Source organism: Enterobacter sp. 22466 (assembly GCF_052044775.1).
Taxonomy (GTDB): Bacteria; Pseudomonadota; Gammaproteobacteria; order Enterobacterales; family Enterobacteriaceae; genus Enterobacter; species Enterobacter dissolvens.
Genome location: NZ_JBQENX010000006.1, coordinates 215,255 through 237,514, shown reverse-complemented (window position 1 = coordinate 237,514; position 22,260 = coordinate 215,255). Strand labels below are relative to the sequence as shown.

At 54.6% G+C, this 22,260-nt stretch carries 20 protein-coding genes and 1 pseudogene; 6 read left to right on the top strand and 15 right to left on the bottom strand.

The genetic code is table 11. From position 1 onward, the window contains the following. Positions 1 to 57 precede the first annotated feature (57 nt). From ACTJJI_RS17035 to ACTJJI_RS17020, 4 genes and pseudogenes are all read right to left on the bottom strand, one after another. Positions 58 to 360: a PTS lactose/cellobiose transporter subunit IIA gene (locus ACTJJI_RS17035; protein WP_014830069.1), complete on the bottom strand. Its 303-nt coding sequence runs from the start codon at positions 358 to 360 to the stop codon at positions 58 to 60. 11 nt (positions 361 to 371) lie between these two features. After that, complete coding sequence (locus tag ACTJJI_RS17030; RefSeq protein ID WP_440654940.1) at positions 372 to 1,745, bottom strand: glycoside hydrolase family 1 protein; 1,374 nt, start codon at positions 1,743 to 1,745, stop codon at positions 372 to 374. Positions 1,746 to 1,762: 17 nt separating this feature from the next. Further along, positions 1,763 to 3,087: pseudogene (locus ACTJJI_RS17025) on the bottom strand (PTS sugar transporter subunit IIC). A gap of 11 nt (positions 3,088 to 3,098) precedes the next feature. Continuing rightward, positions 3,099 to 3,413 (bottom strand): PTS sugar transporter subunit IIB, encoded by a 315-nt coding sequence (locus ACTJJI_RS17020; protein ID WP_440654938.1) that lies wholly within the window; start codon positions 3,411 to 3,413, stop codon positions 3,099 to 3,101. A 293-nt stretch (positions 3,414 to 3,706) separates the two neighbouring features. Here ACTJJI_RS17020 and ACTJJI_RS17015 point away from each other — a divergent pair, with 293 nt between their 5' ends. Next, a complete protein-coding gene (locus ACTJJI_RS17015; RefSeq protein WP_013094823.1) occupies positions 3,707 to 4,657 on the top strand; it encodes a LacI family DNA-binding transcriptional regulator in 951 nt (316 codons plus the stop codon). A 61-nt stretch (positions 4,658 to 4,718) separates the two neighbouring features. Here ACTJJI_RS17015 and ACTJJI_RS17010 read toward each other — a convergent pair whose 3' ends face one another. From ACTJJI_RS17010 to ACTJJI_RS16990, 5 genes are all read right to left on the bottom strand, one after another. Next, positions 4,719 to 5,015: a YicS family protein gene (locus tag ACTJJI_RS17010; protein ID WP_013094824.1), complete on the bottom strand. Its 297-nt coding sequence runs from the start codon at positions 5,013 to 5,015 to the stop codon at positions 4,719 to 4,721. Positions 5,016 to 5,134: 119 nt separating this feature from the next. After that, positions 5,135 to 6,499 carry an efflux transporter outer membrane subunit gene (locus tag ACTJJI_RS17005; RefSeq protein ID WP_440654935.1) on the bottom strand — a complete coding sequence of 455 codons (1,365 nt, stop codon included), beginning with the start codon at positions 6,497 to 6,499 and terminating at the stop codon, positions 5,135 to 5,137. After that, positions 6,499 to 9,609 carry an efflux RND transporter permease subunit gene (locus tag ACTJJI_RS17000; protein WP_014830074.1) on the bottom strand — a complete coding sequence of 1,037 codons (3,111 nt, stop codon included), beginning with the start codon at positions 9,607 to 9,609 and terminating at the stop codon, positions 6,499 to 6,501. Before ACTJJI_RS17000 ends, ACTJJI_RS17005 begins: the two co-directional genes overlap by 1 nt. Then, a complete protein-coding gene (locus ACTJJI_RS16995; RefSeq protein WP_219280424.1) occupies positions 9,609 to 10,730 on the bottom strand; it encodes an efflux RND transporter periplasmic adaptor subunit in 1,122 nt (373 codons plus the stop codon). Before ACTJJI_RS16995 ends, ACTJJI_RS17000 begins: the two co-directional genes overlap by 1 nt. Before the next feature lie 148 nt (positions 10,731 to 10,878). After that, positions 10,879 to 11,448, bottom strand: coding sequence for a TetR/AcrR family transcriptional regulator (locus tag ACTJJI_RS16990; RefSeq protein WP_014830076.1), 570 nt, complete (start codon positions 11,446 to 11,448; stop codon positions 10,879 to 10,881). Positions 11,449 to 11,634: 186 nt separating this feature from the next. Here ACTJJI_RS16990 and ACTJJI_RS16985 point away from each other — a divergent pair, with 186 nt between their 5' ends. Beyond that, positions 11,635 to 12,054: a GNAT family N-acetyltransferase gene (locus ACTJJI_RS16985; RefSeq protein WP_063411737.1), complete on the top strand. Its 420-nt coding sequence runs from the start codon at positions 11,635 to 11,637 to the stop codon at positions 12,052 to 12,054. Positions 12,055 to 12,259: 205 nt separating this feature from the next. After that, entirely contained in the window at positions 12,260 to 13,060 is an 801-nt protein-coding gene (gene nlpA, locus ACTJJI_RS16980; RefSeq protein WP_014830078.1) for a lipoprotein NlpA, read from the top strand. Between the two features lie 12 nt (positions 13,061 to 13,072). Here nlpA and ACTJJI_RS16975 read toward each other — a convergent pair whose 3' ends face one another. Beyond that, entirely contained in the window at positions 13,073 to 13,753 is a 681-nt protein-coding gene (locus ACTJJI_RS16975) for an EAL domain-containing protein (protein WP_014830079.1), read from the bottom strand. A gap of 69 nt (positions 13,754 to 13,822) precedes the next feature. Next, a complete protein-coding gene (locus tag ACTJJI_RS16970; RefSeq protein ID WP_163281566.1) occupies positions 13,823 to 14,434 on the bottom strand; it encodes a helix-turn-helix transcriptional regulator in 612 nt (203 codons plus the stop codon). 500 nt (positions 14,435 to 14,934) lie between these two features. Here ACTJJI_RS16970 and ACTJJI_RS16965 point away from each other — a divergent pair, with 500 nt between their 5' ends. Continuing rightward, positions 14,935 to 15,537 carry a response regulator transcription factor gene (locus ACTJJI_RS16965; RefSeq protein ID WP_225738784.1) on the top strand — a complete coding sequence of 201 codons (603 nt, stop codon included), beginning with the start codon at positions 14,935 to 14,937 and terminating at the stop codon, positions 15,535 to 15,537. Between the two features lie 41 nt (positions 15,538 to 15,578). Here the strand turns inward: ACTJJI_RS16965 and ACTJJI_RS16960 are convergent, their stop codons facing one another. Genes ACTJJI_RS16960 through ACTJJI_RS16945 form a run of 4 tightly spaced genes read right to left on the bottom strand, consistent with a single transcriptional unit; the run spans position 15,579 to position 20,496 of the window. Continuing rightward, positions 15,579 to 16,643, bottom strand: coding sequence for a fimbrial protein (locus tag ACTJJI_RS16960; protein WP_046888810.1), 1,065 nt, complete (start codon positions 16,641 to 16,643; stop codon positions 15,579 to 15,581). A gap of 12 nt (positions 16,644 to 16,655) precedes the next feature. Then, positions 16,656 to 19,151, bottom strand: coding sequence for a fimbria/pilus outer membrane usher protein (locus ACTJJI_RS16955; protein ID WP_440654930.1), 2,496 nt, complete (start codon positions 19,149 to 19,151; stop codon positions 16,656 to 16,658). Between the two features lie 15 nt (positions 19,152 to 19,166). Continuing rightward, the gene (locus ACTJJI_RS16950) at positions 19,167 to 19,859 is read right to left on the bottom strand and encodes a fimbrial biogenesis chaperone (RefSeq protein ID WP_014830084.1); all 693 of its coding nucleotides are present in this window, start codon (positions 19,857 to 19,859) and stop codon (positions 19,167 to 19,169) included. A 52-nt stretch (positions 19,860 to 19,911) separates the two neighbouring features. Further along, positions 19,912 to 20,496 (bottom strand): fimbrial protein, encoded by a 585-nt coding sequence (locus ACTJJI_RS16945; RefSeq protein WP_043951726.1) that lies wholly within the window; start codon positions 20,494 to 20,496, stop codon positions 19,912 to 19,914. Between the two features lie 374 nt (positions 20,497 to 20,870). On the opposite strand from ACTJJI_RS16945, the gene ACTJJI_RS16940 reads away from it, so the two are divergent. Beyond that, a complete protein-coding gene (locus ACTJJI_RS16940) occupies positions 20,871 to 21,671 on the top strand; it encodes a winged helix-turn-helix domain-containing protein (RefSeq protein WP_440654927.1) in 801 nt (266 codons plus the stop codon). A gap of 4 nt (positions 21,672 to 21,675) precedes the next feature. Further along, on the top strand, positions 21,676 to 22,161 hold the full coding sequence (locus tag ACTJJI_RS16935; protein ID WP_014830087.1) for a hypothetical protein: 486 nt from the start codon (positions 21,676 to 21,678) through the stop codon (positions 22,159 to 22,161). Positions 22,162 to 22,260 lie beyond the last annotated feature (99 nt).

Below are 22,260 nucleotides of genomic sequence, written 5' to 3'. Positions count from 1 at the left end.
AGAACAAGTGGATTTCTATTTAAGGTACAGAGGTATTACTCGTTATTTCGCCATAGATTATCTCTGATATAAATGAATAATTTCTTCGGATAATTCACGCGCCAGTAATGAATTCATTAAATGATCCTGCGCGTGTACCATAATTAACGTCATCGGCTGACGGGCTTCACCCGCATCCTGCTCAATGAGTTTGGTCTGCATCTTGTGCGCCTGGCGCGCGTAGCCATCGGCTTCGCGCAGCAGGCTTTTGGCTTCGTCAATGTTGCCCTGCCGCGCAGCGTGCAGTGCTTCAAAGCACAGGCTGCGCGACTGACCCGCATTGACGATGATTTCCATCACGGCTTCTTCTAAGGCAACCATCGTCTTTCTCGCTATTTATCGAAACTATTATGTAAAGAGGTGGCGGCAAACCACTCTCCGCTCTTTTTAATGGTGCGCTGTTGCGTAGTTAAATCGAGCTGGACAAAGCCATAGCGGTTTTTATACGCATTACACCACGACCAGTTATCAATAAAGGTCCACATATGGTAGCCAAGGCAATTGCACCCTTCGCTAATACCTTTATGCAGCCAGGTTAAATGTCCGGAAATAAAATCAATACGGTATTGATCGTTTATCTGGCCATTTTCAATAAAGCGCTGCTCATTTTCGACGCCCATTCCGTTTTCAGAAATAAAACAGCGTGGGTTGCCGTAATTGTCGCGCAGGTTAACCAGAATATCGTAAATACCCGGCTCGTAAATTTCCCAGCCACGGTACGGGTTCATCTTGCGGCCCGGCATCTCGTAGTTATCAAAGAACCACTCCGGCATAAACGGCGCCTGCGGGTTCACCGCGCTGTCGCGACACTTCACGCGACGAGGCTGGTAATAGTTAATGCCGAGCAGGTCGATTTTCCCTTCCGCAATCAGGAAGCTGTCCTCCGGTTTACAGGCGGGAAGCTGGTCGTAAGATTTCAGCAGTGCCACCAGATCGGCCGGGTATTCACCGCACAGAACCGGGTCGAGGAAGCTGCGGTTAAACATCAGATCCGCGATGTGCGCCGCCTTCACGTCCGCCGGGTTTTGCGAGCGCGGGTAGGACGGTGTCAGGTTGAGCACGATGCCGATCTCCCCCGCGTAATGTCCGGCGCGGTAGGCCTGGACGGCCTTCGCGTGGGCCAGCACGGTGTGATACGCCACGGTGGCCGCCCGACGGAAATCCACCACGTTCGGGTAGTGGAAATCGTACAGATAACCGCCCTCAACCGGGACAATCGGCTCGTTAAAGGTAAACCAGTGCAGCACGCGGTCGCCAAACAGGTCGAAGCAAATCTGCGCATAGCGGGCGTAAGCGTCCACTACCTCCCGGTTTTCCCAGCCGCCGATCTCCTGCATCGCCATCGGCATGTCGAAATGGAACAGGGTGATAAACGGCGTAATGCCCTGCGCGATCAGCTCATCAATGACCTGGCTATAAAATTCGACCGCCTTTGGATCCACTTCACCGATACCGTCGGGGATCAGGCGTGCCCAGCTTATGGAAGTGCGAAAGCTGTTGTGGTTCAGCTGTTTTAACAGCTGAATGTCCGTTTTCCAGTGCTGATAAAACGTGGAGGTATGCTGCGGCCCCACGCCGTTGTGAAAACGGTTCGGCTCGCGGGAAAACCAGTAATCCCATGTGGTTTCACCCTCTCGTGTCCCTTCGGTCTGGAGAGCGGAGCTTGCGCTGCCCCACCAGAAATTATCGGGAAAGGTATATTTCATGACGCTTCCTCTTTGACTTAATGGCTTGCGGTCTCAGCGGCACCGACGGTTGCCTGAGCTTTCTGCTCTTCGTTTTTCATCAACGTACGCTCGTAAGCCCGCAGGAACGGCAGGTACATGAGCGCTGACATCACCATACAGATGAGACACATCACCACCGGGCTCAGCGCCCAGTTGGCGGCCCATGAGGCGCCAATCGGTGCGGGCGTGGTCCACGGCGTTAACGATACCACCTGTGCCAGCCAGCCCAGTTTGGTTGCCGCGTACGCCAGGCACGCATTCACCAGCGGCACACACACGAACGGGATAAACAGCATCGGGTTCATGATGATGGGCGCGCCGAACAGGATCGGTTCGTTGATGTTAAAGAAGCTTGGCACAACGCCCATTTTGCCGATGGTGCGTAAGTGCGTTACCCGACTACGCAGCAGCAGGAAGGCCAGCGGCAGCGTGGAGCCTACGCCGCCAATCAGCAGGTAGTGATCCCAGAAGCCCTGCAGGTAGACGTGTGGCAGTGCTGCACCGGCCGCCAGCGCCGCCTGGTTTGCCGACAGGTTTGCCATCCAGAACGGGTTCATGATGCCGGTGACAATCAGCGAGCCGTGGATACCGGCGAACCAGAAGATCTGGCACAGCAGCACGGAGAGCAGAATGGCAGGCAGCGAGTCAGACGCAGAGACCAGCGGTTCCAGCAGGTGCATAATCGCCTGCGGGATGATCATGCCGGTCTGCGCCTCGATAAACAGGTTCAGCGGATGCAGGGTGCCAATCACCACCATCACCGGGATCAGGATCTCAAACGAACGCGCCACGCCGGTCGGGACTTCCTTCGGCAGGCGGATGGTCACGTTGTTCTGCTTCAGCCACGCATAGACGCGGGTGGCATAGATGGCGGTGATCAGCGCGGTGAAAATCCCCTGACCGGACAGATACTGGGTGGAGATTTTACCGTCCGCATACGGCGCGGCCACCAGCAGGAAGGCCATAAAGGCCAGCAGGCCGGACATCACCGGGTCGAGGTTAAACTGACGCCCCAGGCTCGCCCCAATTCCCACCGAGATGAAGAAGGTCATCACGCCCATGCTGAGGTTAAACGGCAGCATCAGCTGTTCGCGATAGGTCTGGGAGAAATCCAGCCAGCCGCGGGCAAAGCTGTTGGTGGTACCGCCGAGAACGGCGGGAAGATGAACACCAGCATAAACGAGCCGATGATCATAAACGGTAGCGCGGCGGTAAAGCCGTCGCGGATGGCAATCACATACTTCTGCTGACCGAGCTTCGCGGCCAGCGGGGTAATTGACTGCTCAATCACCGCGACCATGGATTGATATAACGAACTCATGTGAACACCTTTTAGTGTGCCGCTTCGATGAGCGACAGAGCATAGTCCAGTACTTTATCGCCACGTTGCATGCCGTAGTCCATCATATCGCTGGGCTGGACCGGAATGCCTTTCGTGGCCGCCTTGTCTGAGAGTGTCTGTAACATGTATTTCACTTGCGGTCCGAGAAGCACAACCTGATATTGCGGAAACTGCGTATCAAATTCGGAAACGCCGTACGCATCAATCTTCACCGGCAAACCGCGTTCTTTCGCCACATCGACCATTTTGCTGACCAGCAGGCTGGTGGACATCCCGGCAGAGCAGCAGAGCATAATCTTGAACATCGACAACCATCCTCAAAATGTAAATAGATATTGCGATGATGATTGGATATCATATGGAAACCGGTTTCCATTTATAAAAGACAGAAGTGTGACAACCATCAAGATCCCTTATATATGAGGCTAATTAACCCGATGCGCGTCACAAAATTTGGCTGTTTTGACATCATTTTGAGTGGAAACGGAAAATCGGTTTCCATGGAAAACGGAAACGGATATACTCCCTTCTGGCTATAATGTGAGCCGTAGCGGTAATGGATTTTGCAGGCGCGAGGTAAGCCTGTCAGGGGAAAAAGATGTCGACAATCAATGATGTATCACGTCTTGCCGGGGTATCGAAAGCCACGGTATCGCGAGTGTTGAGTGGGTCGCGTGGCGTAAAGGAAGCCAGCCGTCAGGCCGTTCTGAAAGCGGTAGATGAACTGAACTACCGGCCCAATGTGATTGCGCAGTCGCTGCTGAGCCAGTCGACGGGGTGTATCGGGGTGATTTGCGCGCAGGAGAATATTAACCAGACCACCGGTTATCTCTATGCGCTGGAAAAACAGCTCAGCCAGCATCAAAAACACCTGCTGCTGCGCTTCGCCCATAGCAAAGCGGATGTGCTGCACGCTCTGGAAGAGCTCTCCTGTGGGCTTTGCGATGACATTCTGGTGATTGGCGCGCGTTTTCCACTGGATATCGACATGGATAACGTCATCCTGGTTGACTGTATGGGCTCAGAAAATCCCAACAGCATCCAGTTCGATCACGCCTTCGCCGCCGAAACCGCCTGTAACTACCTTACCAGCCAGGGACGCCGCCAGATTGCCCTGATCCATCCGCACGGTAGCGGCTTTGCCGATCAGGTGCTGCTGGGCTACAAACATGCGCTGGAGAAAAATTTCCTGCCCTTCAACCGCAACCTCGTGTTTATGGACGCCACCTCCTCATCCGTGGCGCTGCAGGAGCTGCTGAATAACGCCAGCACGCTGAATTTCAACGCGTTACTGGTGGCGGACGAACAGGAAGCGCAGCGGGTGATCCCGCAGTTGCAGGCGTTTAATAAATCGGTGCCGGAGGACATCATGGTCTTCAGCCTTGCTGGATCGCTGCATCTGCCGGGCATTCCGGTGATCCCGGCCATTGAGTATTCCATGGACGCCATGGCGGCGCGCATCGTGAGCTGGTTGACGGAAAAAACGCAAATGCTCGGGTCGTACGTGCTGCGCGGGGATTTGATCATTCCGGATGTGCGTAAGCGTTAAAAATGTTGTGCAGGCCGGGTAAGGCGTAGCCGCCACCCGGCGAGAAGCACGTTTCCAGCCCTCAATAATCCTCCATACAATCCACCTGACTCACCGCGTCCCAGTAGGCCTCCAGGTTGTCACGCTTCACGGCGGTGATGGCGTTTTTGATCAGTAGCTGATTAGCCTCGGACGATAAAATCATGGCCTGCCAGGCTTTATCGCTCTGTTTTTTCTGGGGCGTACAGGCTTTTTTTACATCTTTGAGTACCTGCTGCTTAATTTGAGCCTCCCGCGCCGGGTCGTCTTTTTCCTGAGCATGGGCAAACGCGGCGAAAAGCAGGCAGACGAGCAGGCAAACCAGGTGTGCAGATTTCATCGAAACCTCCATTAAGAGACACGTGCTTCCCCAGAAATATATCGTTACATTCAGTGTAGCGACGCCAGCCGAAAGTATGAATTTTCTCTTCACCGCGTATCAGGATTGTCCCGGACGCGTTACTCAATCCCGCCCCCGAGCGATTGCCACAGGGTGATACGGTTTTCCAGGTCGGTTTGTTGTAACGTGATAAGCGACGACTGCGCCGACCACAACGATCGCTGCGCGGTCAGTACCGTCAGATAATCCCCGGCCCCCGCCTGATAGCTGCGGGTCGCCACATCCAGCGTTTTTTGCCCGGCTGCCACGTATTCACGCTGGGCATCAAGCTGCTCGCTGAGCGTTTCACGACGTGCCAGCGCATCGGCCACGTCTTTAAACGCGCTCTGGATGGTTTTCTCGTAGGTGGCGATCAATCCCTTCTTCTCCGCTTCCGCGTAGCGCAGCTGGGCCAGATTGTTACCGCCACTGAACAGCGGCAGGGTGATGGACGGTGCGAATGACCACACCTTCATCCCGTGGCTGAACAGGGACGAAAGCGAATCGCTGCCGACGCCCGCACTGGCGGTCAGTGAAATGGTCGGGAAGAAGTTGGCGCGCGCGGCACCGATATTGGCGTTGGCGCTCAGCAGGTTGTGCTCCGCCTCCTTAATATCCGGGCGACGCAGCAGCGCGTCTGAACTCACACCTGCCGGGATCAGCGTGATGGCGTTATCGCTCAGGCTCTCCAGCGTGCCCGGCAGCAGAGTGCCCGGCACCGTGTCGCCCGCCAGCAGATTTAGGGCGTTTTTGTCCTGTACCACCTGCGTTTGATAGCTCGCCACGCTGGCTCGCGCCTGCTGGTAAACCGCCATCGCCTCGCTAACGTCCGTAGCCGCCGCCACGCCGACCTGCTGCTGACGCTTCACAATCCTGAGCGAGCTGGCGGCGCTCTCCATCGTCGATTTCGCCAGCGCCAGGTTGCTGTTATCCGCCGCCAGGGTCACCCAGGCGGTGGTTAACTCGCTGACCATCGTCAGGCGGGTATTCTGGGCGGTGAACTCGCTGGCAAGCCAGGTTTCACGCGCTGCGCGTGACAGGCTCTGGTTACGGCCAAACAGATCCAGCTCGAAGCTGGAGACCGTGCCGTTGGCCTCATCGCTGGTCGCGACACCGCCTGCCAGCGTGCGGCTGCGGGTGTGGCTCAGCTCCGCGTCCACCGTCGGGAACAGGGAGGATCGCGTTTCGCCGTACTGGGCGCGCGCGGCGTCGATATCGGCAATCGCTTTTTGCAGGTCGCGGTTGCTGTTGAGCGCCATCGTCACTACGCCTTTCAGGCGCGCATCGTTCATCACCTGTTGCCACTGGCTCACCACGGCGGTGGCTTCGCCGTGCGTACCCGGCAACGTCGCCGGGACGGGCGCAGCCGGGCGCTGAGACGTGGGATCTAAAGAGACGCAGCCCGCGCTCATCAGCGCTAACACGAAAACAGATAAACGAAACATTATGACCTCCGGTTGCTGTGTTTACCGGAGAACAGACGTTTCACCAGTACGAAGAATAACGGAACGAAGAAGATTGCCAGCAGCGTGGCGGCCAGCGTCCCACCGATAATGCCGGTCCCGATCGCTACCCGGCTGTTGGCCCCTGCACCGGTGGCAATCGCCAGCGGCGTCACACCTGCGATAAATGCCAGCGAGGTCATGATGATGGGGCGCAAACGCGTCTGGGCGGCACGCAGCGCCGCACGCGTCAGGGAGTAACCTTCGGCGACTTTTGCCTCGGCAAACTCAACAATCAGAATGGCGTTCTTTGACGACAGGCCGATGGTGGTCAGCAGCGCCACCTGGAAGTAGACGTCGTTGCTCAGGCCGCGCAGGGAGGCGGCAATCGCCGCGCCCAGCACCCCAAGCGGGATCACCAGGATAACGGAAATCGGTACCGACCAGCTCTCATACAGCGCCGCCAGACAGAGGAATACCACCAGGATCGAGAGGGCATAGAGGCTCATTGCCTGGCCGCTCGCCAGTTTTTCCTGTAAGGACAAACCGCTCCACGCCCAGGTACTGCCGGATGGCAGGTTGTTTGCCAGCTGCTCCATTTTGCTCATCGCCGTACCGGAACTGGCGCCACTGGCGTTCTCGCCCTGAATTTCATACGCCGCCGAGCCGTTATAGCGCACCAGGCTTTCGGGGCCATACTCCCAGCGGGTGGTGGCAAAGGCGGAGAACGGGGTCATGGTGCTGTCGCTACCGCGCACATACCACTTGTTGAGATCGGACGGCACGGCGCGATAGTCGCTGTCGCCCTGGATATAGACCTTTTTCACGCGGCCGCGATCGATAAAATCATTCACGTAGGTACCGCCCCAGGCGCTGGAGAGGGTGTCGGTGACGTCGCTCAGGGAGAGCCCCAGCGACACGGCTTTATTGTTGTCGATATCCACCTGAAGCTGTGGCATTTGCGGCAGATCGTTGGCGCGAACCGCGTGCAGGGAGGCATCCTGATTCGCTTCGCCAATCAGCTGGTTACGCAACTTGAGCAGCGTGTCGCGATCGGTGCCGCCGCTGGCCATCAGCTCAAAGGTAAAGCCGTTGCTCTGGCCCAGACCATCCACCGCCGGTGGCGTCATGGCAAAGATGGTCGCATCGCGGAGGGTGCTCAGCTCCTGCGTGGCACGCAGGGCAATGGCCTGTGCGGTATTTTCAGCGCCCTTACGTTCGGACCAGTTTTTCAGGGAGACAAACGCCATCCCGGCGTTCTGGCCGCTGCCGCTAAAGCTGAAGCCCTCAATGGTGAAGATAACGTTGGTGTTGGCTTTCTCTTTGGTGAGGAACCACTCGCGCACCTGACGGCTGACTTCGGCAGTACGGACCGTCGTCGCGCCTGCTGGCAGGGTGTACTGCACCATGATTTCGCCCTGGTCTTCCGTCGGCAGGAAGCTGCCCGGCAGTTTCAGCATCGCGAATCCCATCGCGCCGCAGAGCAGGGCGTAGATGACCAGCATGCCACCGGAGCGGCGCAGCGCGCGCAATACCTTGTTCTGGTAACCCTGCTCGGTCTTGCTGTAGAAGCGGTTAAACGCGCCGAAAAAGCCCTTCTTATGTGGGGCGGTGTGGCTCAGAATCGAGCCGCACAGCGCAGGCGTCAGGGTTAATGCCACTACCACGGAAAGGAGCATCGCCGAGATAATGGTGACCGAGAACTGACGGTAAATCACCCCGGTGGAGCCACCAAAGAAGGCCATCGGCAGGAACACCGCAGAGAGCACCAGCGCAATGGCGATCAGCGCACCGGAAATTTCGCCCATCGATTTTTCGGTGGCTTCGCGGGCGGGCAGCCCTTCGTCGCGCATAATACGTTCGACGTTTTCCACCACCACGATGGCATCATCCACCAGCAGTCCTATCGCCAGCACCATCGCAAACAGGGTCAGGGTGTTGATGGAGTAGCCGAACAGCGCCAGTACGCCAAAGGTGCCCAGCAGAACCACCGGAACGGCCAGCGCCGGGATCAGCGTGGCGCGGATGTTTTGCAGGAACAGGTACATCACCACGACCACGAGGATAATGGCTTCGAACAGGGTCTGAATCACGTCCTCAACCGAGATCTTAATAAACTCGGTGCTGTCTTTCGGGTAGGCCACGTCGTAGCCTTCCGGCATCGACTTTTTGAATTCGGCGATTTTCTCTTTCACCGCCGTGGCGGTATTGAGCGCGTTGGCGCCCGGCGAAAGCATCACCGCCATCCCCGCGGCCGGGTGACCGTTCAGCTTCGCGGTGGCGGTGTAATCTTCGCTACCCATCTCCACGCGCGCAACGTCGCTGATATGTACCACCGCGCCGTTAGACTGGCTCTTGACGATGATATTTTTGAACTGATCGACCGTCTGCAGGCGCGACTGGGCGCGCACGGTGGCGGTCAACTGCTGGGCGTTCGACGAGGGCAGCGCGCCGATTTTACCGGCGGAAACCTGCACGTTCTGCGCTTCAATCGCACTTTGCACATCTGACGGCATCAGCGAGTAGGACGCCAGCTTCGCCGGGTCGAGCCAGATACGCATCGCGTATTCCGCGCCAAACACCTGCAGACTCCCGACGCCATCCACGCGCGCCAGCGGATCCTGCATATTACTGACCAGCCAGTCGGCGATATCCGAGCTGCTGGCGGTGTCGGTTTTGTCGTACACCCCCATGATCAGCAGGAAGTTGCTCTGCGATTTCTCGACGGTGATCCCGGACTGCTGCACTTCAGTCGGCAGGCGTGATTCCGCCTGCTGGACTTTGTTCTGCACCTGGACCTGCGCGGTGTCCGGGTCGGTCCCCTGTTCGAAGGTGACGGTAATGCTCACCGAACCGTCCGAACTGCTGGTGGAGGTGAAGTAGAGCAGGTTATCCAGCCCGGTGAGCTGCTGCTCGATCACCTGCGTCACGCTGTTTTCCAGCGTCTGCGCTGAGGCACCGGTGTAGGTGGCGGAGATCTTGATCGACGGCGGGGCGACGTCCGGGTACTGCGCAACTGGCAACGTGCGGATCGCCAGTATCCCGGCGAGCATAATCAGAATGGCGATCACCCAGGCAAATACCGGGCGACGCACGAAGAAACGGGAAAACATCAGGCATTCCCTCCGCTGGATTTCATCTCTTCGGCCTTCACCTGTTGGCCGGCAGTGACTTTGTCGGTGCCTTCCACAATCAGCCTGTCGCCCGCCTTGAGGCCGCTCAGCACCAGCCATTTATCGCCGTAGGTGTCACCCGTTTCCAGCTGACGTTGCTCCACCTTGTTGCTGGCGTTCACCACCAGCGCAGTGGCTTTGCCTTTGGCATCGCGGGTAATGCCCTGCTGAGGGGCCAGGATCGCGTCATCCATGATGCCCTCGTCCACTCTGGCGCGGACAAACATCCCCGGCAAAAGCTGATGCTGTGGGTTCGGGAAGACGGCGCGCAGGGTGACCGAGCCGGTCGATTCATCCACTGCCACTTCAGTCAGCGCCAGGCGACCCTTTTCGCTGTAGGTGCTGCCGTCTTCAAGCTGCAACGTGACGCTCAGCGTATCGTTGTTCGAGGCCAGGGTTTTTTTGCGTAATCGCAGCAGATCGGCACTCGAACGCGTTAAATCGACATACATGGTGTCCAGCCCGCGAATGGTGGCCAGCGCGGTGTCTTGCTGGGCGGTGACCAGCGCCCCGGGCGTGACGGAGGAGATGCCGATGCGTCCGGCAATCGGTGCGGTGATGGTGGTCCAGTTGAGGTTAATGCGCGCACTCTCCTGCGCGGCTTTCTTTGACTCGACGCTGGCCTTGTCCTGCGCGCAGGTGGACTTCGCGTCTTCCGCGTCCTGGCGCGATACGCCGTCGTCTTTCACCAGCTGCGCATAGCGCCGGGCTTTCTGGCAGTCGGCCTGCACCAGCGCCTGCGCCTGTTTCAGCGCCGCGGCGGCTTCATCAAACGCGGCGCGGTAGCTGGAGGGATCGATCTGATACAGCGCTTGTCCGGCTTTCACAGTATCGCCTTCGGTGAACAGCCGCTTCTGGATAATGCCGCCTACCTGCGGGCGCACTTCGGCGCTCATTGCAGCGGTGGTACGCCCGGTCAGTTCACTGACGACGGACACCGGCTGGCTCATGAGTGTGACAATCCCCACTTCCGGAAGAGGACGTTGGGGAGCAGATGTTTGCGCATTATCACACCCTGTCAGGAGGAGTAATGCGGCGATGGAGGTTGTTATGTTTTTCATCATCTTTTTCCAGGGTGAACGATGCCCGCCCTGTTAATGGCTTAACAAGGAGGAGGGCGTTTTAAAGGCACAGCGATACCGCATCTCTGGCTGAGCCAGAAATGGTAAACCGGGAAATTACCTGTTCCCGTTAATTATTCACATGCGATTACTTTGCAGTGAAAAGCATATTTAAAATATTCTGATAAATCGGCGCTAATTGTTCTGACGGCACATTTAATGGCGTAAGCCGACGGTAAATGGTGCCTTCGATCATCACGGCGGTAATCTCCACGCAGCAGCGAATATGTTCATCACTTAAATGAGGAAACTGCTTTTTCAGGTGCGCACAGGCGTTGCTAAACATACGAGCCTCGGCCGCGGTTAACATGGCGGCCACCTGCGGATTACGCGTCGCCTCGGCGGACATTTCGAGCATCAGCGCATCGTCGTCTTCGTTAATCGTCTGACGCCAGGCGAGCGCCTGCGGCATCCCTTCCACCACCGTTTTGTCCTGCATTCCCTCTATACGGGAATCGATAATCCGGCGGATCATCTCTTCAATAATCGCGTCTTTGTTACTGAAATAACGGTAAATTTGCCCGACGCTGAGCTTCGCCTCGCTGGCGATTTGCGACATACTGGCCGCATGAAATCCGCTGGCGCGAAAGCAGCGGCGCGCGGCGGTGATGATCTCGTCCTGACGTTGTTTCTGCCGTTCTTCCAGTTTTGTGCTCATCGTCGATTACCGGGTAAAAGTGAGAATGATCGTTCTCATTATACGTTTTGAGCACCTTTTGGAAAGGCTTTTTTTATTTACATATTGAATGAATATTTCAGGATTTAAAAAATGGAGGAAATAAGGAGTTTTTATGAAGCTTAACCTGTGAGATATTCAGATTGCGTGGAAAATAAGGAGAAAAATATGCACCTGAGCATAACAGAAAAAGTCACACCCGCAGAAAAAGAAGAGTTATTTGTGGGATTAAGAGCTTACAACGCCCAGTTTTTAGATATGACGAACTTCAGTGGTGATATTGGCGTTTACATGCGAGACGAAAAGGGCGTCATGCTGGGGGGATTAATCGGCGTGCGAAAAGGTGAATGGCTGAATATTGATTATCTCTGGGTGAGCGATACCGTGCGGGGAACCGGCGTGGGCAGCCAGCTTATCAAAACGGCGGAAGAAGAAGCCAGACGTAAAGGCTGTACGCATGCGCTGGTGGACACGGTCAGCTTCCAGGCGCGTCCGTTTTATGAAAAGCAGGGGTATCAGCTGCAGATGTCTTTGCAGGATTATCCGTATCCGGGGATGCAGCGTCATTATCTGGCGAAAGCGCTTTAAGTCCGGCAAGCATCAAGATTCATCGCCCGGTGGCGCTACGCTTACCGGGCCTACACGTCCTCCGTCAGTTAGGCCGGGTAAGCGCAGCGTCACCCGGCAATAGACCGCATATAACCTATCCTTCTTATTGATTCGTTTTCGTTTTTTATTTCACCGCCTCGTTGCCGATATAGTCAGTGAAACGTTCATCAAAAGGATAGGTCTTGTGAAACTTCGATTGGGTGCTCTGGTTCTCGCGGGTCTGCTGCTGGCAGGATGCGATCAACGTGGCAGCGATGCCAAACACATTAAAGTCGGCGTGATCAACGGCGCAGAGCAGGATGTGGCTGAAGTCGCCAAAAAAGTGGCAAAAGAGAAATACGGTCTGGATGTGGAGCTGGTCGGGTTTAGCGGTTCGCTGCTGCCCAACGATGCCACCAACCAGGGAGAACTGGATGCGAATGTCTTCCAGCATCGTCCGTTCCTTGCAGAAGATAACAAGGCGCATAACTACAAACTGGTTGCCGTGGCGAATACCTTCGTCTTCCCGATGGCCGGTTATTCCCGCAAAATCAAATCCGTGTCTGACCTGAAAGACGGGGCGACCATTGCCATCCCTAATGACCCCACCAACCTCGGTCGCGCGCTGCTCCTGCTGCAAAAAGAGAAGCTGATTACCCTGAAACCGGACGTGGGTCTGTTGCCAACCGCGCTGGATATCACCGCCAACCCGAAAAAGCTGAACATTATGGAGCTGGAAGGGGCGCAGCTACCGCGCGTACTGGATGACCCCAAAGTGGATGTAGCCATTATCAGCACCACCTATATCCAGCAAACCGGGCTTTCCCCGGTGCACGACAGCGTCTTTATCGAAGATAAAAACTCGCCGTACGTGAACATTGTGGTGACGCGCGAAGACAATAAAGACGCAGAGAACGTAAAGGAATTTATCCAGTCCTATCAGTCACCGGAGGTGGCGAAGGCGGCGGAGACGATCTTTAACGGAGGGGCGGTACCGGGCTGGTAATGCCAGCGCAATTTACGCCGTCACGCTGGCGTCTATCCGGCTTTCCGGCCAGAGAAAGCCCTGGCCAAACCGTGCCCCCGACGCGCAGGCTCGCTGTAAGTCCTGCGCGGTCTCAATCCCTTCTACGACGACAGCGCGGGCAATCTTCTCTCTGACGAAGCGCACCAATGCGTCAAACCGGGCAGGGGTGTTCAGCTCTGAGCGGTCAAGTTTAATGCCGTCTACCGGCAGGGCAAGACGCGCATAGTCATCCGCCAGATCCTGAGTCAGATCATCCAGCCAGATTTTCCAGCCAGCCGCTTTTAGCTGAAGCAGCGCGTGATGGATGCGGCGTTGCTCAGTGGCACTCATGCGGATCAGGGTTAACGGATCCTGAATTTCTATCGTTAAGCGTTGCTGGTGTCGTAGCGCAAGCAACAGCCCGATGGCTTTGGCATCAAGCAGCTGGTCTGCCGGGAGATTAAGCCAGTACTGGCCTTTGTCCGGCATCTGCAACAGCGTGTTGGCCTGCCAGAAAAAGATTTGCAGCGCACAGCGGGTGGGGAGCGAAGCGAAGAGTACGTCAAGATTCACGTTGTGGATCTCTACCAGCACCTCATGCGCCACGGCCTGGCCGGAATGAAAATCGACTAAAGGCTGAAACCGCAGTCCGGTGATGGTATGCAGCATGGGAGAGGGAAGGACGGTGTACATGACGAGACCTGCAGAAAAAAAGGTTCCCGCGGACACGGGAACAAAGGCAAACGACACACGGTCGAAGAGTCAATTCAATATCCAGCGGATACTCTGATAGAACGAAGGGCCCCGGACGGCCTTGAGTTTATTCATGGCGTTGTTTTTGTAGAAGTAAACCAGCCTGACGTTGCAGCCTAACTGGCGGGCAATTTGCTTGGTTTTCAGGTTACATGAGTAACCCCGCAACACGCTGGCTTCCTCATTGGAGAGCCTTGCAGGACGCTGCCGTGTTGTAATGCTCACGTTGTAGTGGTTTAACGCTTTTGGCGTCTGGCTCATCAGGATTTGCCACATCGCCTTGATATCACCCAGCGAAACGCGCTTATTGATGACCCCATCCACATGCGCAAACTTCAGAAAACCGACGGATAACGAATAGATGTAGATCCTCGCCTTTGGCTGCTTTTCTTTAATACGCAGAATATCTTCATTTGGCGTAATCATAAAACTGCCGATATTCAGCGGATCATAAATAACGATATCCCAGTTACGTTCGCTGAGGAGAAAGTCTTCAATATTGCTGAATCCATGGAAAATAACATCACGATGCGCGTCAGGTTCACGGTTGCCAAGATATTGCAGGCCAATCATTGTGAACTCACAACTGTCAATAACGGCCACTTGTATTGTTTCTTTCATGGTCATTCTCCTTAAGTTGAGCACCCGTCCGTGTAAGAAAAGCAGTAATTTGAAATGCGTGGTCACTCATAAAGTCGTGGTGAGACGATACGTAAAATGTATGTCAGGAGAATGCATTCCGTAAAGCCAATCCCTTTTATTGGTGAAAGATAAAATTCAAAAAATATTTTAATGCTGGAAGTAATGTTTTTAATCTTCTTATAACATTAGCATTGGATTTTTATGCTGAAAAACCCCGTCTGATAAGGTTTGCTCTGGGCAAAGTGCTCTTTTTTTGACGTTTTCAGAACGATTTTTTGTGCTTTTCCTGGCGTTAAACGTGTCCCACGCCGGATTTTTAGCAGCCTGGCCGTTAAAATCCTGGCGGGAATAAGTTGTGAGTGCGATTTTATTACACTACTATCACCCTCCTTTATTCGTGTTAATAATGAAATAATATGATGTGTACTGAATTCACCGTCAGGATCATTGTGTTTTACAGAATCAATATTCTGCAGGAAATGATAAGTGATGCTCTGCGTAAAATACTGCCTGGATATTCCCTGCAAATAGCAATTGTAGAATCAACGGAGCAGCTCTTTGATGCGATTACTGAACGTCAGGTTGATATTGTCATCGCCGAGTTCAGTTATCTGTTTAACCATAAATCATGGGGAGCGCAAACCAGTAGCAGGCTCAATATGTTATGCCAAACATATAACGTAAAACGTGTGCTTTTTGTTCCGGAATTGCAGTACGGATTATTAAAAAAAGTGCTGGAGATGAAATACGATCTGACCCTTTCTCTGCAGGACGAGCCCGGGGAGCTGAAAAGAGAATTACAGACGCTGCTGAAGGCCGGGGAGGCTAAACCGCGAGTCTCATCGTATCTGAAGGGGATGATGCGCGCCGGTGCGCGCTCGCGTTCGGTGCTTTCCGCCCGGGAGTGGGAGGTGCTGCACCTGATTGTGGAAGGCTACACCGTGACCGAAATTGCCCAGCTGCGAAGCCGCTCGGCCAGTACTATCGCCACCCAAAAGCACAATGCGATGAAGAAACTCAATCTCGCCAACCACAGTGAACTCATCAAGTATCTGCAGATGGCGGGCCGGATCGGAAGTTGAGCGTCGATTCGCCGGAACGACAGCGTCCCGGCGTACGTGCATCAGGGGTAGATAATATTCAGCGTCGCCGTCGTATTGAGCTTACCCTGGCTGACCTTCGCCGGTGCCCAGACATAATAGGACGCCGCCATGGGCAGGGTGAACGTCTTACTGAGTGCACCGCCCGCCGCCACGTTGAACAGCAGCGTGGCATTCCCGCGGCTGGTGGTGGAGGTCGAGAAGACGACCGGCTGTTGCGGGTTATCCCGCTTAAACAGCCGCAGCCCCACGCCCTGCGCGGCACCACTGCTGGTGTCGACCAGTACGGAACTGTCGGTCGACAGCAGTTGGGTGCTGGAGAGGAACATCTCAATTGCCCGGTCAGACGTCCCGTTCGTCCCCAGATTCTGGCAGCTCATGTTGAGCGTAAAGGGAGTCAGCCCTGGCTGCGCGGAGGCGCTCAACTGAGGGATGCCGAGCGTGGGCAAATGAACCGTCAGCCCCGCGTTGTCGAAAGAGCAGGTGGTCAGCTTCGGCGCATATTTGATGGTCATCGGCTGGCCAAACATATCCCGGTTATCGTATGGCCACTTAAAGCCGTTAAACAGCCACTGCACGATTTTCACCAGCTGGTTTATCGGCCAGGTGATGATCTCCCAGAACGACATGCCGCTCATGTCACTGACGAACAGCACATCGCTCATGGTCGCGGTGTCCCCGGTGAGCGTGGTGCCACTCTGGCTAACCAGCGTAAAGCGCACGGTAAACGGCGTATTCAGTTCAGAGGCCGTATGGTTACCGCCCGTGGCGAGCGTCTTGTTGGGATGCGTGCTGGTGATCTCCGCCCGCACCCTATATTTGTCATTACTGAAGCCCAGAATGGTGGCGTACTTACTGTCGGTCGAGAGGATCGGCGTGTAAGAAAACTCGCTGTTGCCGGTTGAGCAGTTAAACGAGCCGCTGTACTGGGTGCTGAAGCTCCCGGTCCAGGTCGGCGTGGCGGGCGTCAGCTTATCCGACAGATCGACGCTGATCGGCGGCCCATAGGAAATACTGCCCCCGGAACAGGTGGCATAGCTTGCCCCGCTAACGCAGGCGAGAAACAGAAAGGTCAGTAACCGTATCATGTTGATGTTCCGTTAGTTATGGCAAACAGAGGACGGGCTTTCCAGTCCCCACGCCGGTGTGGCGATAGTGCAGTTTCCGCCACGTAAATGGACGTTAAGCACGCGTGGCGGGTGTTCCGCGCGGATGTAGAGCACGCTGGCCTGGCCAACATAACCCACCGACTCGCCGCGCTCGTTCAGCACGTCGGTACCAAACGGCAGTGGCGCCCCGTCGGGGCGGGTGGCCCGCAGCATCCAGGACTGGCGCGGGTCGGTTTCGAAGCGGATGTAATTCACCGCGCCATCGTAAGGGGCGACATTGGCGATGTTACCCAGCACTTCCGCCCCGCGGCTGTTCGCTGTTTCGGACAACGTGATGGCGTTTTTACGGTACGGCGTGGCATAAGGCACCAGCGCCACGCCATCACGGTTGGTCACGATACTTTCGTCGCCATTGACCATCAGCCCTTCCGCCTGCGGCGCATCGACAATGGTCATGGTGCTGCCGGTTTCGTTGGAGGCAAGCAGATGCCACGGCACGGCCACCAGGCTGCCACGCCCGTTCAGCCCTGTCTGGCGGTAGTCGGAGGATTCACTGTATGAGCCGCCCAGCGTGGCGAAGTTTGCACGGTATGCGGTGTTCACGCTGGCGGTGTTGTTTCCGCCCCGCGTGTTGCTGCCGGAGAGCGTATAGCTCAGGCGGTTCGACGCCAGCGCGTTGCCGCTCATGCTGATATTGCTCTGCTCATAATGCGAGTCGCTGGCCGTCAGGCTGGAGGTGATCCACGCGTTGTTATCAAACAGCGAGAACGGCAGGCTGAGGGAGAGGTAAAAACGCGTCTCTTCTTCACGCTCGCTGTTGCGCACCCGGCTGGCGGAGACGGTATAGCTGGCCCGGCCGATGGCGTTGGAGTAGCCGGCCTGATATTCGCGGGAGGTTTGGCTGGAATTCCAGTAGTCGCGTTGTGTACCAGAGATAAACACCGTGCCCCAGTTATTGAGCAGACGCTGGTTCAGGTTAAGGGTGAAGGTATTTTTAGGTTGCGCGGCGCGCAGGGCATCCCAGGTGCTCATCGTCATCTCCGGGGCGACCCCGAAGCGATCCTCATACTCGTCATACTGCGCTTTCAGGCGCTGATACCCTTCCCGGGAGTAGAGCGCATCGCTAAAGCTGTAATAACCCTTAGTGGAATAACGGTAGGCCGCCAGCGTGAAGTTGGTGGCCGTGGTATCGATAAATTTACTGTACGACACGCGAAAGCTTTGGCCGCTGTCGGTTCTGTCCTGCAGGGTGGTTTTCGCGTGGGTAACATCCACAGATACTGCGCCGAACGGCAAATTCCAGCCGGTGCCGATAAGCCCGGCCTGATAATTATCGCTCACGATCGTGCCGGTATAACCGGTTATCAGGTTATTAAAGCCATAGCGCAGCGTGGCCTGCAGGAACGCCGGATCCGCCTCAAGGGTGTTTTGATGGACTTTCCCCGCCACCACGCTGTACTCGCTCACGCCCTCTTTAAGCATGCCCGGTACGGCAGAGAAGGTCACCGTGAACGATTGCTGTGAACCGTCGGCTTCACGCACCACCACCAGCAGATCGCCGGCCGACCCGGTTGGCTGAATGCTGTCGAGGGTGAACTGGCCCGGCGGAACGTTCTCCTGATAGATGACGTTACCGTTCTGTATCACCTTCACCAGGGCGTTAGTGCGCGCCACGCCGTGTACCACCGGTGAAAAGCCTTGCTGTGAGTTGGGGCGCATTTTCATATCGGACGCCAGCGACACGCCGCGCACGCGAAGGGAATCAAACAGATCGCCCGGAATATAAAAGTCGCCCAGCGTCAGGTTGGATTTCAGCGCCGCCAGCGGGCGGCGCAGGTAGCGGGTGTTATTCTGCCAGCTGCTGTCACCACTGGCGGATTTGCGCCAGGTGCTGCTGTCGCGAAACTGCCAGCCCAGCAGGTTGGCGCCGGAATCGAGTCCGGCATAAAAATCGTCGTTGGTCTCTTTGGCTGAGCCTTTTGTCCGCGTGTTGTACCAGGTGGTGTTCCAGGAGAGCATCAGCGCCGGGATCCCTTCGTCCCAGAACTGAGGGGCAACATACCCCTCTTCGGTCCGTAAGACGGCGGCCTGCGGCACGGTGAGTGCCAAACTCAGCGTACTGGTGTCCGTTTTCACTTCGCCACCCTGAACCAGATCGTGCAGTTGCACCTGACCATCGGCAATGGCGGGCGCCGGGATCGCTTTGGTATTGATCCCCAGCATCATGGCATCTTTCCACGCCAGGCGAGCGTCATCGCGTTGCTCGCCATACGTCACCGTATAGCGTCCTTTCCAGTCCCCGTTGACGTAAATATCCATCTCCTGCGGGCCGGCTGGCATGGCGTTGTTTTCGTAAAAGCGTGACAGATCGGACTCACCGGATGCGCCAGCAAGCAGGGAGGTATCAAACGATACCGCACCCGATTTATGCGAAAGCAGAAGCGAGCAGACAGCCAGCATACAGAGCCTGTTTTGTTTCAATTTCATGGTGAGTCTTTCCGGTCACTGGCTGGTGAGCGTGCGGGTTTTGTACGCACCCAAATCATCCACATACATCAGCTGGTAGGTTTGGCCGCGTTTCACCGCGTTTTTGGTTGCGACGGTGAGTTGACCAAAGGGCGATACCATCGGTGATTCCTGCAGCAATTTGGTTTTGCCCTGGGAAATATTGGCGACCGTAATATGGAAAGGGCTGTCATTAACAATGCGGAACGCGTTACCGCTGGCAATCAGGGTCAGTTTTTCCGTCGCGTTATCCAGCGTGCCGGTTAACGAGGCCGGGCGATAAAACATTTTGATGCGCGATTTAATCGCCAGCTGAACGGTATTCTGGTTTTGTATATTTTCCGGCTTCGGAGGAATATCGAGCACGTTCAGGAAAAAAACCGATTCACGATCGCCCGGCAAATTCGCAGGCAGCTTTTTTATCCGCAGTTGCTGACCATTATGTTCGCTGACTTTCACCACCGGTGGCGATAACAGAAAAGGAACGTTTGCCGTTTCCGGTGTGGAATTAATATCGCCGTCATCAATCCAGGATTGCACCAGTGCAGGAGCATCACCCGTATTGATTAACTGAACAATCACCTCTTTGTTATTCTCAGGGTAAAGAACACGCGTGCCATTAATCACAATATTGGCCCATGCGTTGCCCGCGCTGAGCAGCAGAGATGCCAGCATAATAATCTTACGCATAATGGTAACCTTAAAAACAGGCTTCGCAGGAACGAAGCCTGATTAACAGAAATTACAGGTAGGAGATGGTGTAGGTCACGTTTGAGCTCAACGCACCGACCGTTGCGGCAGCGGCGTTGGTTTTATAGTAATAAACGTCCAGCGTCAGCGTTTCAGAATCTGGCGCCGTTGCGGTACCCATAATGCTGGTGGTGTAAGCCTGGTTCAGCGTAACCGGTGTAGATTTACCTGGTTCAACTAAGGCGAAACCGACATTACGCGCCACGCTGGCATCGTTTTCATTGACGCTGTTATTCAGCAGGTATTTACCGTCGGTAGAAATATTATCAGCGCTGGAGAAATACACTTTCAGCGGCGTACCGGTCGTGCCTGCTGCTGGCGTACAACCTGAGAAGGTTAACGAAATGGATTTTTTATTTTTCGTAATCAGGCCAACCGTGGTCCCGGCATCCTTAACCGAAATGGGGGAAAGCGCGACGGTCATATCGGCACTTTTTCCACCATTAATGGTACAGGTGGTATCGGTAATAGCACCGGTAAAGTTAATGACGCCACCCGCTGAGTTATCTGCAGCAATAGCCTGAGCAGAAGCAATGGCTGCGCCAAGCACAGATACGGTCATGATCGTTTTGAACATGATAAACTCCATAATATTTTGTTTTATATGAAAAAGAATGTTTCCCGGCTGCGCAACACACTGTGACTGGCTAACGCGCATAGCGACCTGAGTACGAGCCTTGACGATATTATGTTGCATCAAAAAGATACATAACAAAACATTATTCCGACTAATCAATAATAATGAGATTATAATCTTGCTATAATGTTTTTTTAAGGATCATAACCCAAACACCTTCATTCGAAGGTCTTAATTAATGAATTAATAATTGTAAATTTATGAAGTTTTCTATACGCCGTGCTCAAATAATATTTGATGACTTGACCACACCCTCTTTAGACATATTATTGCGAGGGAAATACAGTCGTTTATAACAGTGGTGTAATAATCATATGAAGTATCTTATTGATCTCGCAATGCTTTACGAAGTGGACTCCGGTGTGATCATGATAAATGGAGAAGAGGAATCTTCCATTAAGTTATCAAATCAGGCGGCACGTTTGTTATATGAACTCATCATTAATAATGGTATAACCCTCGACAGGGACGACCTGATTAAGAAAGTCTGGGAAGACCGCGGTTTTTCCGGCTCCTCGGTCAGTCTTAATGTTGCCATAAGTGAAATCAGAAAAGCTTTTCGTAGTTTAGGACGTGACCCGCTGCTGATTAAGACCATTCGCGGTAAAGGTTTTAGTCTGGCTGCGCATATTGAACATCACACCGTCAGGCCGCCCGTTTCTGCCCCGGAAAAAATGGTGGCGGAAGTCGCGGATATTGTAACGCAGCAGCGAGACCCGCCAGAACGCCTGCGTCGTCGGGACAGCGGCTTTACCACGCTGTGTGTCATGGCGCTGGTGGCGATAATGGGCATCGCTGCGCTGCTGTTCTATCAAAATATGCGCATGACCGAACGCGCGAAAGAGTCCGATATTCATCTGCTGGGCAAAATTGATCGCTGTACGGTTTATCTTATCGACAAGAACATGTATCAGCCGCAACAGACCTGGTTTAGCCGGGCCAAACAGGCTATCGCTCGTCAACAAATAGACTGCGAGCATCAGGCCGCGGATATGTATTATTCAAAATTCAAAAAGTCACAGCTGGAAAATGATTTCCTGGCTGTCTGTTATCTGCAGGATAGTGGCGATAGCTATAAAAATTGCATCTCTTACAGAAGCCTGACAGGGAGTTAAGATCATGTCGAAGAGAAACCTGAGTCTATTTTTGGGCGTGGTACTGCTGATTTCTGTTATCGCCATTGTCCTGTTTTATCCGCAAAGAACCCAGGAAGAGGGATTTGGTTGTCAGTCTGACACGGTTTCCAGGAAAACCTATTCAACGGGTGAGTCGACAGGTCTGTCGTTAACGACGCTATTTCTGTTTAACAGTAGCGACATTGTCACCGTGATCCATAAAGGCGTATTTATTCGCGGAGACAAACGTTATTTGATTGACCGCAACTATGTCCTGAATGTAGAGAAAGTTGCTGGCAGTGATATTTACTATATTAAAGGAAAAAAAGTGCACAAATCTGATGATGATGTTGCACCGGACGGCGTAGTTAATGAGCTGCTGCTGGACAGTATCGACTTCTTTTATGTCACCCGGCTCAAGAGTCATGCATGGCTAATTAAAGGGCTGGTTTTGCCAATAATGATGTGCGTAGCCGTGCCGACATCCTGATATTCTGCAGAACATCAAGAATAGATGTTTGTCTATTAGTCTAAAAATCTCAATTTTATTCATTATGTAACAACAAGATGCAAAAGCATTCTGTTATTT